We start from the raw sequence: 14,258 nt of genomic DNA on the forward strand, positions 1-14,258 counted from the left end.
ATGATTGAATCAATTATTAGGTGGTCTATCGGCAATCGTTTCTTTGTTTTGTTGATTACCTTAATTATCGCGTTTGGTGGTTTGTATTCATTACAAAAAACGCCAGTAGATGCACTCCCAGATCTTTCTGATGTGCAGGTGATAATTAAGACGAGTTATCCGGGACAGGCACCACAAGTTGTGCAGGATCAAGTGACATTTCCTCTTACTACAGCGATGTTATCAGTGCCGGGGGCGCAAACTGTTCGTGGTTACTCATTCTTTGGTGATTCCTACGTCTACATTATTTTTGATGATGATACTGATTTGTATTGGGCTAGAAGCAGAGTACTTGAATACTTAAGCCAAGTAGCATCAAGCCTGCCTGATTCGGCAAAACCTCAATTAGGACCTGATGCAACAGGTGTGGGTTGGGTATACATTTACGCTTTAACAGATAAGTCTGGAAACCATGATCTAAGCCAATTAAGAAGCATTCAAGACTGGTTCTTAAAGTATGAACTACAAACTGTTCCGGGCGTGTCCGAAGTTGCCGCCGTTGGTGGTATGGTTAAGCAGTATCAAGTGCAAGTAGATCCTGACAAATTGAGAGCTTACGATATTCCTCTAAGTTTAATACAAATAGCCTTACAAAAAGGGAACAAAGAAACTGGCGCATCCGTTGTGGAAATGGCTGAAGCTGAATATATGGTTACCGCAACGGGGTATATTCAATCAGTTAGTGATATAGAGAAAATTCCACTTGGTATTAACGAACAAGGCACGCCGTTGCGTATTGGTGATGTTGCCAACGTTAACCTTGGTCCTCAAATGCGCCGTGGTATCGCAGAACTTAATGGCGAAGGCGAAGTTGTTGGTGGCGTTGTCGTTATGCGCTTTGGTGAAAACGCTCAACAAACCATAAATGGGGTAAAAGAAAAGCTTGAGTCGCTCAAATCTTCTTTACCAGAGGGGGTGGAGGTTGTCCCTGTCTATGACAGATCGAAGTTAATAGATCGTGCTGTTGATAACCTTTGGAGCAAGTTGCTAGAGGAGCTTGCAGTCGTGGCTATTGTCTGTGTTGCTTTCCTATTTCATCTTCGCTCATCAATTGTGGCAGTTGTTACTCTACCATTAGGTATATTGGTGTCATTCATCATCATGTATATGCAAGGCATCAATGCCAATATTATGTCTTTAGGCGGTATCGCTATTGCTATTGGTGCGATGACTGATGGTGCAATAGTGATGATTGAAAATATGCATAAACATATGGAGAAAACACCACTAACAGATGAAAACCGTTGGCAAATTGTAGCTAAGGCTGCGAGTGAGGTAGGCCCTGCATTATTTTTTAGCTTGCTGATCATAACTGTCTCATTCTTACCTGTGTTTATCTTAGAAGCGCAAGAAGGAAGAATGTTTTCACCGCTCGCCTATACAAAAACCTATGCAATGGCTGCATCAGCAGGCTTGGCAATAACATTGGTGCCTGTTTTGATGGGCTACTTTATTCGAGGCAAAGTCGTCTCTGAAAAGAAAAACCCGTTAAACCGATTATTGATTGCTATCTACATGCCTGTTTTAAAGCAAGTCATGAAGTTTCCAAAATCGACAATAGTCGCAGCAGTATTAGTGACTATCGTTGGTTTTTGGCCTGTCGATAAAATTGGTAGTGAATTCATTCCGCCATTGGATGAAGGCGACCTTATGTATATGCCTACTACATATCCCGGCATTTCAATCGGTAAAGCAAGAGAGTTATTGCAGCAAACGGACAAGCTTATTCGCACTGTGCCAGAAGTTGAAAATGTATTCGGTAAAGTAGGACGAGCTGAAACCGCAACTGACCCTGCGCCTCTAACCATGATTGAAACCTTTATTCAATTGAAGCCACGGGAGGAGTGGCGAGAAGGCGTGACAACTGAGTCGTTAAAAGCTGAGTTTGATAAGTTGGTTAAATTTCCGGGCTTAACCAATGCTTGGGTCATGCCAATCAAGACCCGCATTGACATGTTAGCTACAGGTATAAAAACGCCTGTCGGTATTAAAGTCGCCGGACCAGAACTTGATGTAATTCAGGATATCGGCCAACAAATAGAACAACTCTTGCCAGAAGTGACAGGCACAGCGTCAGTTTACTCTGAACGAGTTGCAGGTGGACGATATATCAAGGTTGATATTTCACGAGATAAATCAAGTCGCTTTGGGTTAAATATCGAAGATGTCCAACAAGTAGTTTCTACTGCGATTGGCGGTATGAATGTGACACAAACGATAGAAGGTCAAGAGCGTTACCCTGTTAATCTGCGCTATCCGCAAGATTATCGAGATTCTCCTGAGCAGCTAGCACGATTACCTGTTGTAACACCAAGTGGTCAACGCATTGCACTAGGTGATGTTGCTGATATTCGAATAGAGAATGGCCCACCGGGTATTAAAAGTGAGAATGCCAGAATCAATGGTTGGACTTTCATTGATATTGATAGCGTTGATGTAGGTACTTATGTTGAAAATGCTAAAGAACACTTAGCAAATAACCTGACATTACCAGCAGGCTATTCAATTACTTGGGCCGGACAATACGAATATATGGAAAGAGCGAAAGAAAAGCTCACCTATGTATTGCCTTTAACACTCGCCATTATTGTTATTCTGCTTTACCTGAATTTCAGAGCGTTTAGTGAAGTGGCTATCATTATCGTTACCTTGCCGATGGCAATGATCGGTGGCTTATGGTTGATGTATCTAGAAGGGTTTAATTTCTCAGTAGCTGTTGGTGTGGGCTTTATCGCTCTAGCTGGTGTTGCGGTTGAGATTGGCGTGATAATGCTGGTTTATCTTAATCAAGCACTTGCTGAGCTTAAGGAAAAAGCGGTGGAGCGAGCAGAACTCATCTCAGATGATGCATATCAAGATGCATTATTGCACGGTGCTGGCTTACGAGTTCGTCCAGTAATGATGACGGTAGCTACAATCATTATAGGTTTAATGCCTATTTTATATGGTACTGGTACAGGTTCTGAGGTCATGAGCCGCATTGCTGCTCCTATGGTAGGCGGAATGACAAGTGCTGTGCTGCTCACGCTTATTGTACTCCCTGCAATTTACTCAATCATTAAAAAGCCTGAAGTAAATGCCTTTAACAAAGAGCTTTCTAACGTGGAGCCTGAGAATAATGCTTAGCACGGCTAGAAAATATCACAAATGGCTAATGGCATTTGTCGGAATACAATTCCTCTTCTGGTCTATTACAGGCGTGTATATGGTGACTATGGATATTCACTATATACACGGCGAAACCTTGGCTAAGAGTGAGGAACCCAAAATAGATTTAGCAAGTATGGATTACTCCATTGTAAAGCTAGCTGCGGATTATCCTAAAGCTAGCCAAGTTACACTTACTCAAAGTATGGGCCGCCCTTTGTATTCTTTTATTAATGGAGAAAATGGAAAAGTAGCAATAGATGCTAAAACTGGAGCTGTTCAGGCCCTTGTAGATGAAACCAAGGCTAAAGAAATCGCACAATACCATTATGCGCTGAATCATCAAATCGACAGCATAAGGTTGATTAAGTCAGCGACAAACTTGCCTGCTGAGTTGTCCCCAAGGCATTTACCTGTTTGGAGAGTGACGTTTGAGCAATTCTCCACACCGACATTTTATATAAGTCAACAAACAGGATCACTTGTTGCCAAGCGTCATGATTACTGGCGATTGTTTGATTGGATGTGGCGGTTCCACATTATGGATTACTATGATGGAGAAAACGTATCTAACTGGTTTTTGTTCTTGGTCGCAACTCTAGGTCTAATGGGAGCAATTACTGGCGCAGTATTGACTTATTACCGAGTGCTTTCCCCAAATAAAAAGGGAGTCATTTGATGCGACTATTTAAGTTAAATACAACGATACACAAGTGGCTTTCTTTATTTGTTGGTTTACAACTGCTTATTTGGTTGGGAACGGGCCTTTACTTCAATTTGATGGATCACAGTAAAGCCAGTGGTAATGAACTTAGAGTTCATTCTCATCATGAAGGTAGCATTACAGGCTTTGACCTATTCCCTATTAAAGACATTACTAGTAATGCTCCGCAGGAAGTAAACCTTATATGGGTTTTACATCAGCCTTACTATCATTTTGTGTTCGATAAGGGGCAGCATAGCTATCAAGAACGCCACTCAAAGCTATTTGATGCTGTAACAGGAAAGCCATTTAATTTGTCTGAAGAACAAGTACTAACTTTGGCAAAAAACTCCTACTCAGGACAGGGTAAGTTAACTACTCCAGTGTTATCTCAACCTCCGTTTTCTGATCACGTAAGGCAGCAAAATCCTATGTGGCAAGTTGCCGTTGAGGATGAGAACAATACAACTATTTATTTAGATAGTATTACAGGCCAAGTACTTCGCCATGCCAATGATGATTTCAGATTGAAAGATCTGATGATGAAGCTTCACTTTATGGACTATGGCAATTCTGGAGGATTTAACCATTGGTTGATCATTGCATTTGCTTTTGCAACGCTATTCCTTTCAATTACTGGTGTTACTTGGCTGATACAACAGTATCGAAGTGGTTTACTGAAGCTAGGTTGGGGCACTAACAGGCAAAAAGTGGCAGTGACGTTTTCCAATGAAAATACTATTACTGACATCTCAGCAGTTGGTCGCTCAACTGTATTAGAAGGGCTAGCTAGTTCACATGTATACCTTCCTTCAGGTTGCGGTGGTGGCGGTACTTGTGGCAAATGCGTGTTCTTAAGTTCAACTAAATTACCTATCACACTATCTGAACAGGAACATTTATCTCAGGAGCAACTTAAGGAAGGTTATCGGCTTGGATGTCAGCATAGGTTCTCTGAAATTAGTTCGATTGAAGTTAATACTGATCGCAATATTGAAAATCATGAGCTAGTTGTGGTTGCGACTAACTTCATTACTCCTTTTATCAAGGAAGTGAAGTTTAAGGTGAAATCAGGCAAACAGTTGGCATTTAAAGCTGGTGCATATATGCAATTTGATGTGCCAGCAGGGATGAATAGCTTACGTCCAGATGATATGCCAGAGTGCTATGAAAAATACTGGGATAGCTACTATCATGGAAAATTTTCTCATAACGGTGTAACTCGCCACTACTCATTAGTTAACTTTGACGAGGAGTCTGATGAGTTAATGTTTAATATCCGTTGGCAGACCGCAAAGAATGGTTTTAAAGCAGGAATAGGTTCAAGTTATTTAGGTTCACTCCAAGTAGGTGAAACGATAACTGCAAGAGGCCCTTTTTCTGATTTTTATGCCACTTCAAATAAAAAAGTTAGTCGCGTGTTTATAGGTGCGGGTTCAGGACTTGCACCACTGAGGTCTATTATTTTTGAACAGTTGAAAAAGCATAAAGATAAAAGTGGTTTGACTCTTATCTATGGTGCGCGAACTGAAGATGACTTGCTATACCATAATGAATTGAAGTCACTGAGTGAGAAGCATAAAAACTTCTCTTATATTCCTACTCTTTCTAATCCTTCAGAAGAATGGCAAGGGCACTCAGGCTATGTTCAAAAAGTACTTCTGCCGTATATGAACCAAAAATCAGAACTGCATTTGGCTGAGTTTTACTTGTGCGGTCCAGAAGCAATGATGAGTGAAGTGGAAAAAATAATTACAAATGCTGGGATTCCAAGTAATCAAATTTTCAAAGATAAATTTAGTCGTTAATCCATTAAATAAATAGAGGTATATATGAAAACATTAATTAAACTTTTAACCATAATCAGTGTTGTTTTTAGTAGTGCAGTATTTGCACATGTGCATCTTGAAAAAAGCGTGCCTGCTGATAATGCAATGCTAATGAATACTCCAGAAAAATTGACATTGGGATTTAGCAAAGAGGTACGTGTAGTTAAAGTTACGTTGAAAAATAAAAAAGGTGAAAATATTAAATTTGACTTTAAACCATCAAAAGAAGCTTCCAGAGAGTTTTCATGGGAACTACCTAAATTAGCTCCAACAAACTATATCGTTGATGTGACCTATTTAGGTAAAGATGGACATAAAATGAAAGATAGCTTCGGCTTTATGGTTCATTAGTAAGGCTGTGTGATTGATATGGAAATGTATATCTGGAATACAGTCATTGTACTGTCAAAAATTGTATTTTACGTCGGCTTTGCCTGTATTGCCGGCTATACATTTTTCAGACAAATTTTTGAGCATAATGAATCTCATAGTAATGCTGTAATAGCGAATTTAACGTGGACAAGAACTTATATAGTTATGGCTTTGATCGCTAATATTACTTGGTTCTTTGCCAGTACTGGTGCAATGGCAGAAGAGGGAATTCAGGGGGCGATAGACGCTGATATATTGGCTATTATGTGGGACTCCTCTGTCGGCACTGGAGCTTTGCTTCGAGCGCTTGGGCTAGTTACCGCAATAATCGCTTTAGCTTTAAGGTTCAAACTCGCTGTGAACTCGTACTTAAAACAAAGCGCTTTAATGTTGAGTTTATTAATCCTTGCATACTCATTCACGTTACTGGGTCATATTTCTGAGTTAGGCACAATTGAAAAAGGCTTGCTTATTTTGCATGTGCTCGTTATGGCATGGTGGTTTGGGGCGTTATTGCCACTAAAACAGGCTTGCCATCAGCTAAGTTATGCAGAACTTCATTTGCTGATGGAAAGCTTTGGCAAACAAGCAAGTTTTACATTGAGCCTATTGTTGGTAGCAGGCCTCTGGCTCGTGATTCAATTGGTCGGAAGTCTTGATGCACTAATAAGCTCAAGTTACGGACAAACAATGTTGTTTAAATTGGCCCTTGTAGTGTCTATTTTGGCACTTGCTGCTAAACATAAACTAATACTCGTTCCACAACTTAAAAATAGTCAAGGCAGAGAGGCTTTATCTAAATCTATCTCGATAGAAATGGTAGTAGCTTTTGCCATTTTATCTGTAACGGCTGGGCTTACTAGTGTTGTTGGCCCTGCAAATTAAAACCTAAAAGAGAGAATGAAAATGAAAACAATAAATATATTACTCGTTTTATTAATGACGTTTAGTTTCGCAGCAAACGCTCATGGTGATAAGAACAAAGACAAAGGTTTGTTTAAAGGTATAGATACCCCAGCCGCAAAAGTTGTTTTGGCATTTCATCAAGCACTTGAAACTGGCAATCAAAAACAGGCTAGAGCGCAGTTAGCGGATGATGTCACCATCTTCGAGGGAGGCCGCGTTGAAAGGAGCGCTGATGAATATGCTCATCATCATATGTTGTCGGATATGAAGTATTTAGCAGCGATGAAGAGCGACACACTTGAACATCAAGTGACGATACTTGGAAATACCGCTATCTCTGCGTCGCGCAGTCAAACTACAGGTACTCATAAAGGTGTTGAACGCGATTATCAAGGCATGGAAACGATGGTGCTGGAAAAACAAAATGGTGAATGGAAGATTAAGCACATTCATTGGTCACATTAATTTATTGGTCAAACAACGGAGAGTAAAATGAGAAATAACAATCCATTACATCAAGTTTCTACGCCACGTAGACGCTTTGTACAAGGATTAGCTGCTGGCGGTGTATTAGCTGCTTTTCCAAGTGTTCTTCATGCAGCTTCATCTTTGCTTGCTGGAACTTCAACAGGTACTGCGCCCGAACTAAGTGGGGAAGTCATAGATCTGGTGATAGATGAGTCACCAGTAAACTTCACAGGTGTTGTAAGAATGGCTACAACAATCAATGGCTCAATACCAGCTCCTACCTTGCGCCTCAGAGAAGGTGATGACGTTACTATCAGGGTAACGAATAAATTATCAGTGCCGAGTTCAATTCATTGGCATGGGATCATTCTTCCGTATCAAATGGATGGCGTACCGGGTATTAGCTTTAAAGGTATAATGCCGGGTGAAACCTTTGTTTATAAATTTAAGCTGCAACAAAGCGGCACATATTGGTATCACTCACACAGTGGTTTTCAAGAAATGACAGGTATGTACGGCGCATTAATTATTGAGCCAAGAGAAAAGGATATTATTAGTGCTGACAATGAGCATGTCATCCAATTGTCTGATTGGACTGATGATGACCCAATGGATTTGTTTCGCAAGTTAAAAGTACAGAGCGATGTATTTAACTTTAATCAACCTACTGTTCCAGAGTTTTTTGATGACATTTCAAATAGCAGCGTTTCAAATGCGCTACAACGCCGGGAAATGTGGAATAAAATGAGAATGAACCCTACAGATCTTGCAGACTTATCAGCATCTGCAATGACTTTTTTAATGAATGGTTGTGCGCCTTTGACAAATTGGCGTGGAATGTTTAAAGCTGGCGAAAAGGTTAGGCTTAGATTTATTAACGGTTCTAGCAATACGTTTTTTGATGTAAGAATACCTGAGCTGAAGTTAACAGTTGTACAAGCTGATGGACAAAATGTTGAACCTGTGACAGTAGATGAATTTAGATTTGGTCCCGGTGAAACTTATGATGTACTTGTCGAGCCAAAAAATGATGCATATACGATTTTTGCACAAAGCATGGATCGCTCAGGTTATGCTAAAGGTACTTTATCAATGGCACCTAACGTTGATGCACCAGTACCTTCTTTAGACCCCGTTGAGTGGTTAACGATGACAGATATGATGGGCAATATGACCCATGATAGTGTGCATTCTACAATGGCTGATACGGCAGGTATGTCGGGCATGAATTCTAATAAAATGGATCATAGTGCAATGGGTCATGGAGCGATGGCAATGGATCATAGTAAACATGGAATGACTAAAAACCCATTAGCTGTTGCTAGCACTAAAGTGCGTCATGCAAAAACAGAGTATGGAGCTTCTGTTGATATGCGTGTTGATATGCCTAGAACAAACCTTGATGATCCCGGTATAGGTTTACGTAAAAATGGACGCCGTGTTTTAACACTTGCAGATTTACATTCTCTTGAGGGAATTACAAACCAGCAAGAGCCAGAGGCTGAAATTGAATTACATTTAACTGGAAACATGGAGCGTTATAGCTGGTCATTTGATGGTTTGGAATTTGGAAAAAGCACGCCAGTTCACATGAAGCATAATCAACGTTTAAGAGTTATTTTACAAAACGATACAATGATGACACATCCAATGCACCTGCATGGTATGTGGAGCGATTTGGAGAATGAAAAAGGTGATGTACAGGTTCGTCGCCATACTATCCCTGTACAACCAGCGCAAAGAATTAGTTTTTTAACAACACCTCATGACGTAGGTCGCTGGGCATGGCATTGCCATTTATTATTCCACATGGATGCAGGTATGTTTAGAGAGGTAGTTGTATCATGAGAAAATTAATACTAACCAATACGTTAAAACTATTATTAATAGGTTTGCCCCTTATAAGTGTATCTGTATCTGCAAAAGATGAGATGGCTGATTCTAAAATGCAAGCACAAGGTGGAGATGCACCTAAAGATGCTAGAGACCCTCATGCTTATGCCGCAGGTACAACATTGACTGAAGGTCCTTATGCACTCAATAGCGACAAACGACTGACTTTGGCAGATGAGCATTCATTTTACGCGCTACTAGGGGATCGTCTTGAATATAATGAGCAAACAAACGCAGGTGTTTTTGACTTTCAGGCATGGTATGGCACTACTTTTGATAGATTAGTCATCAAAACTGAGGGAGATTTTAGCGAAGGTAATTTAGAGGAGAACCAAACAGATTTTCTATGGGGCCACGCAATATCTGCTTATTGGGATACACAAGTCGGTATTCGACTTGATTACAATAACGAAGGTGAAAACCGCAAATGGCTAGCTTTTGGTTTACAAGGTCTAGCCCCCTACTGGTTTGAAATTGATATGACTGCGTATTTAGGAGAGCAAGGTAATAGTGCATTTTCGATCGAAGCTGAGTATGAGCTATTACTTACTCAAAAGTTAATTGTTCAACCACGAGCAGAGTTGACGCTTTACGGTAAGGATGACGTCCAAAATAACCTTGGTAGTGGCTTATCTAGCAGTGCTATTGGTTTTCGGGTTCGTTATGAGTTTACCCGCCAGTTTGCTCCCTATGTTGGCGTTGAGTGGACAAATAAATTTGGTAATACAGCCGACTTTGCGAAGTTAAATGGGCAAAGTACTCGTGATACTGCTTTTGTTGCAGGTATCAAGTTCTGGCTCTGATGTGAAGAAATACTATATTGACTTGATGAGAGCTACCGCAACTATATTGATGGTAGCTTTTGTTTTTTTGGGATTTAAACCATTTTAGTTATGTTAGGAAAGGCCTAGCTAATAGTTTTTTGGAAAGAACTAAGAGCAGTAATAGTAAGCTACTTCTTGTTTTCAGTCGGTGCCAGTCTGGTGTATACCTATCAAGGTGGAATATCAGCTAAGAAGTAAAGTTGGCGAATGGTTAAGGTTAAAGAGTCAAGCCAAAAAACATCGCCATTGAAAGACGTACAATAGGCCATTTTATCACTTTTGATGAACGGGAATTGGGTGTGCTCGGGATAGAACCGATTGTTGCAAAGTACTGTGCTTAAAGCTGAACAATTGGAAAAATGATCCCTTACTCAATACCTAGTTATGAGCGTAGGGTTTTTATTTTTTTAATGGTGCTCATGCTTGGCTTCAATCTCATGAGTCTAAATTAGACACCCCTTTTATACTTGTTAAGTTTAAGCTGTTTAAAAAAGTAAAAAGTTTAGGTTTTAGTTCAAAGGTTGATCAAGATCATAAAATTATTTTTATAAAGTGGCTAATATTGTAGGAGCTAAAGAAGGAATGATAATGTTTGGACTTTTCAGGTGGTTTAAAATAGTGATAATAACTGTGTTGCTTACGCAGCATAGTTTTGCTACAGCTAAGCCAATGAATTGTGAAGAACATCAAAATGGATCTTCCGACACGCATATTATGCAACGAAGCAAAAATATTCACCATCAATCAATGAATGACAATAGTCACTATCACACTGTAAACTCGCAAGACTCTAAACACCGTCATGGTGATGAAGTCTGTGAAAAATGCAAAGCTAGTGATTGTGTTTGTTGTGAGGGGGGATTTTGTTCAAGCTTTCATTTAAATGCCTATCTTGTGCAAGCGCAAGAGGAAGGTATTTGCAATATTTACTCTGAGCTATTTCTACAGCGTACACCTCTACCAAAATCTGGTATCCATCTCTTACTTTATCGTCCACCAATTATTGGCTAATCACGGGATCAGTGCGTCTTTTTTTCGCCACTCCCATCAAAAATAGAATGACTTATTCATTGATTTAAATAATCAATTGTTTTGAACGATTAGTACGATATTTTGAAGGCACTATGAAAATTCTCAAACTATTGCCATTTACAGTACTTAATGCTGTCGATTTTGGCCGAGATTTCTCTTTTACCAAAAAATTAGTTTTTAGCTTATTCACTAGAATTAGTACTTGACCTGTGTCTTAGACACAGGTCTAAGCTGAAGATGAGAGTACAAACTTATCTAAAAACTGAGGAGTGAATATGAAAGTTGCGGAGCTGGCAAAAAGCCTTGGAACGACTGCTGATACGGTGCGCTATTACACCAGATTAGGATTGTTAAAACCTGCTAAGTCAGTGAACGGCTACAAGTCATACTCGAATAAAGAAGTATCGAGACTTAAATTCATTTTAAGTGCCAGAAACCTTGGTTTTTCCGTTGCAGATATCAAGGAAATTATTAATGAATCTGAAGATGGTAAAAGTGCGTGCCCATTAGTCAGAAGCCTGATCAAAGAGCGGCTTGAAGAAACAGAAAAACAGTTTCAAGCAATGTTGGCACTTCGAGGAAAAATGTCTTCAGCTCTTTCTCAATGGGAAGAGATGGAAGACAAAGCACCGACTGCAAACATGGTTTGTCATCTCATCGAAAACTTTGAACAAATTAAAAAGGCATAGGAGGAAAAATGGTGACTACTAATACAAATATAGAAACCGAATCAGGCTGTTGCTGTCAGGCAAAAGCTCAATCCTCTTCGTGTAAAAGTAAGGAGAATACGTTGGAGAAAGTATCACATAACCAACAGCTCATCATTGAAGGAGCTGGGTGTGCTAGCTGTGTAGGCAAAATTGAAGGGGCGTTAAAGGCAACTCTTGGTGTAGTCAGTGCGGAAATGAATTTTGCTGATAGGACTGTAACAGTTTCTGGAACAGCTAAGACAGAAGAATTGATCAAAGCTGTTGAGTCTGTGGGGTATAACGCGAAGCCAATTGATGATAGCTCAGCAACAGATGCGCTTGACGAGAAAGAGGCGGCGGATTGGGCATATTACAAAAAGCTAATGCGCGATACGTTTATTGCCCTTTCACTCGGCGTTCCTTTGATGATCTACAGCATTGTGGTTGGAGAAATGACGGTTGAAACAAACCTTGAACGCATGTCTTGGCTGGTTGTTGGCATTTTGACTTTTGGTGTTATGTATTTTTCAGGTAAACATTTCTATGTAGGTGCATGGAAGAGCTTTAAAAACCACTCCGCCAATATGGACACCCTAATAGCTTTAGGTACAGGTACGGCTTGGCTGTATTCAATGGTTGTTGTGTTTGCACCCGAAACAGTTCCATTGATGGCTCGTCATGTTTATTTTGAAGCTACCGCCATGATCATTGGCTTAATTGATCTAGGTCTAGCATTAGAAATAAAAGCCAGAGGAAAAACCTCTGAAGCCATCAAACGCCTTATCGGCTTACAGGCTAAAACTGCAACAGTGATTCGCGACAACAAAGAGGTTCAGATTGGTATTGAGCAGGTTTTACTGAATGATGTTGTGAAGGTAAAACCGGGCGAAAAAATTCCCGTAGATGGTGTGGTATTGGAAGGCCACACCTCTATTGATGAGTCCATGCTGACAGGCGAACCTATGCCTGTTGAAAAAGCCGAAGAAGATGAGGTTGTCGCTGGTACTTTGAACAAATCAGGCATGATTTTATTTAGAGCCACACGTGTAGGCAAAGACACGGCGCTTGCGCAAATCATCAATATGGTGAAACGAGCGCAAAATTCAAAACCGCCGATTGGCCGTTTGGCCGATGTTATTTCAGCTTTCTTCGTACCTGTCGTGATGATCACCTCTGTGTTAAGTGCGCTAGCATGGCTTAACTTTGGACCTGAGCCAGCCATTGCTTTTGCCATCGTTTCAGCAACTACTGTGCTTATTATTGCCTGCCCATGTGCTTTAGGCTTGGCAACACCCATGTCTGTCATGGTGGGAGTAGGAAAAGCAGCAGAAGCCGGAGTGCTTATTCGCAACGGTGAGGCACTGCAAACCGCCTCTAAAATCACTGCCATGATTTTAGATAAAACGGGCACTATTACTGAAGGGGCACCTAAGGTAACCGATATTATTTTAGCAAAAGCTACTGACGAAAAAGACGTACTACAGCTTGCAGCAAGTTTAGAAAGCGGCTCAGAGCATCCTTTAGCGCAAGCGATTGTTGAAAGTGCGTTAGATCAGGATATTGAGTTACTAAAAATTGAAGCCTTTAACGCCATTACGGGTTTTGGTGTAGAAGCAAGCTGCAACAACAAAGCCCTGCTTTTCGGAAACGATAAACTAATGAAGTTAAAAGGCATAGACCTCACAGGCTTTGTTGAACAAGCACAGTCTTTAGCCAAAGAAGCCAAAACACCTATGTACTTTGCTGTAGATGGTGAACTTGCAGCAATCATTGCTGTTGCAGATCCTATCAAGTCAGACTCAATCTCTGCTATCAAACGGCTTCAGGCTAATGGTATACGCGTCATCATGTTAACGGGTGATAACAAGGAAACCGCTGCCGCCGTAGCTAAAAAAGCGGGTATTAGTGAGTTTCTTGCTGAAGTGCTGCCAGAAGATAAAGCCAACAAGGTGAAAGAGCTACAAGAAGGCGGCGAAATTGTTGGTATGACAGGAGATGGCATCAACGATGCTCCTGCGCTAGCGTTAGCCGATGTTGGCTTCGCCATAGGCACAGGGACTGATGTAGCTATCGAAAGTGCTGACATTACCCTAATGCGTGGTTCACTTCATGGCCTTGCTGATGCCATAGCGGTAAGCAAAGCCACTTTACGAAATATCAAACAAAACTTGTTTGGCGCGTTTGTCTATAACGTTGCCGGGATTCCTTTTGCTGCGGGGGTTCTATATCCCTTCTTTGGCATTCTGCTTAGCCCTGTAATTGCAGGTGCTGCAATGGCGTTTTCGTCATTGACTGTAGTGTCAAATGCAAATCGACTTCGCTTTTTTAAAGCAAAAGAGCATTAAGGAGAATCACA

Annotated in this window: 11 protein-coding genes; all 11 read left to right on the forward strand. The window is 40.6% G+C overall.

Annotation, left to right across the window (positions count from 1 at the left end; genetic code table 11):
* The 11 genes from L1264_RS11175 (at position 1) to L1264_RS11225 (ending at position 14,247) form a co-directional block, all read left to right on the forward strand.
* Positions 1-3,165, forward strand: coding sequence for an efflux RND transporter permease subunit (locus L1264_RS11175; RefSeq protein WP_135923579.1), 3,165 nt, complete (start codon positions 1-3; stop codon positions 3,163-3,165).
* 79 nt (positions 3,166-3,244) lie between these two features.
* Positions 3,245-3,865: a PepSY domain-containing protein gene (locus L1264_RS11180; protein ID WP_235404001.1), complete on the forward strand. Its 621-nt coding sequence runs from the start codon at positions 3,245-3,247 to the stop codon at positions 3,863-3,865.
* Positions 3,865-5,697 (forward strand): 2Fe-2S iron-sulfur cluster-binding protein, encoded by a 1,833-nt coding sequence (locus L1264_RS11185; RefSeq protein WP_135923581.1) that lies wholly within the window; start codon positions 3,865-3,867, stop codon positions 5,695-5,697. Before L1264_RS11180 ends, L1264_RS11185 begins: the two co-directional genes overlap by 1 nt.
* A gap of 24 nt (positions 5,698-5,721) precedes the next feature.
* Positions 5,722-6,069 carry a copper resistance CopC family protein gene (locus L1264_RS11190; protein WP_016708251.1) on the forward strand — a complete coding sequence of 116 codons (348 nt, stop codon included), beginning with the start codon at positions 5,722-5,724 and terminating at the stop codon, positions 6,067-6,069.
* Positions 6,070-6,087: 18 nt separating this feature from the next.
* A complete protein-coding gene (locus L1264_RS11195; protein ID WP_135923582.1) occupies positions 6,088-6,975 on the forward strand; it encodes a copper resistance D family protein in 888 nt (295 codons plus the stop codon).
* 15 nt (positions 6,976-6,990) lie between these two features.
* Complete coding sequence (locus L1264_RS11200; protein ID WP_008467847.1) at positions 6,991-7,461, forward strand: YybH family protein; 471 nt, start codon at positions 6,991-6,993, stop codon at positions 7,459-7,461.
* Positions 7,462-7,488: 27 nt separating this feature from the next.
* Entirely contained in the window at positions 7,489-9,312 is a 1,824-nt protein-coding gene (locus tag L1264_RS11205; RefSeq protein WP_135923583.1) for a copper resistance system multicopper oxidase, read from the forward strand.
* The gene (locus L1264_RS11210; protein WP_135923584.1) at positions 9,309-10,160 is read left to right on the forward strand and encodes a copper resistance protein B; all 852 of its coding nucleotides are present in this window, start codon (positions 9,309-9,311) and stop codon (positions 10,158-10,160) included. Before L1264_RS11205 ends, L1264_RS11210 begins: the two co-directional genes overlap by 4 nt.
* Before the next feature lie 609 nt (positions 10,161-10,769).
* Positions 10,770-11,192 (forward strand): hypothetical protein, encoded by a 423-nt coding sequence (locus L1264_RS11215; RefSeq protein WP_016708245.1) that lies wholly within the window; start codon positions 10,770-10,772, stop codon positions 11,190-11,192.
* A gap of 296 nt (positions 11,193-11,488) precedes the next feature.
* Entirely contained in the window at positions 11,489-11,902 is a 414-nt protein-coding gene (locus tag L1264_RS11220) for a MerR family transcriptional regulator (protein ID WP_016708244.1), read from the forward strand.
* Between the two features lie 101 nt (positions 11,903-12,003).
* Positions 12,004-14,247 carry a heavy metal translocating P-type ATPase gene (locus L1264_RS11225; RefSeq protein WP_199526073.1) on the forward strand — a complete coding sequence of 748 codons (2,244 nt, stop codon included), beginning with the start codon at positions 12,004-12,006 and terminating at the stop codon, positions 14,245-14,247.
* The last annotated feature ends 11 nt before the right edge of the window (positions 14,248-14,258 follow it).

This window comes from Pseudoalteromonas sp. APAL1 (assembly GCF_021532475.1).
GTDB lineage: Bacteria > Pseudomonadota > Gammaproteobacteria > Enterobacterales > Alteromonadaceae > Pseudoalteromonas > Pseudoalteromonas lipolytica_C.

Excerpts from the sequence above, each read along its gene's own strand:
- L1264_RS11175 (WP_135923579.1), top strand. The coding sequence starts at position 1 with ATGATTGAATCAATTATTAGGTGGTCTATCGGCAATCGTTTCTTTGTT.
- L1264_RS11180 (WP_235404001.1), top strand. The coding sequence starts at position 3,245 with ATGGTGACTATGGATATTCACTATATACACGGCGAAACCTTGGCTAAG.
- L1264_RS11185 (WP_135923581.1), top strand. The coding sequence starts at position 3,865 with ATGCGACTATTTAAGTTAAATACAACGATACACAAGTGGCTTTCTTTA.
- L1264_RS11190 (WP_016708251.1), top strand. The coding sequence starts at position 5,722 with ATGAAAACATTAATTAAACTTTTAACCATAATCAGTGTTGTTTTTAGT.
- L1264_RS11195 (WP_135923582.1), top strand. The coding sequence starts at position 6,088 with ATGGAAATGTATATCTGGAATACAGTCATTGTACTGTCAAAAATTGTA.
- L1264_RS11200 (WP_008467847.1), top strand. The coding sequence starts at position 6,991 with ATGAAAATGAAAACAATAAATATATTACTCGTTTTATTAATGACGTTT.
- L1264_RS11205 (WP_135923583.1), top strand. The coding sequence starts at position 7,489 with ATGAGAAATAACAATCCATTACATCAAGTTTCTACGCCACGTAGACGC.
- L1264_RS11210 (WP_135923584.1), top strand. The coding sequence starts at position 9,309 with ATGAGAAAATTAATACTAACCAATACGTTAAAACTATTATTAATAGGT.
- L1264_RS11215 (WP_016708245.1), top strand. The coding sequence starts at position 10,770 with ATGTTTGGACTTTTCAGGTGGTTTAAAATAGTGATAATAACTGTGTTG.
- L1264_RS11220 (WP_016708244.1), top strand. The coding sequence starts at position 11,489 with ATGAAAGTTGCGGAGCTGGCAAAAAGCCTTGGAACGACTGCTGATACG.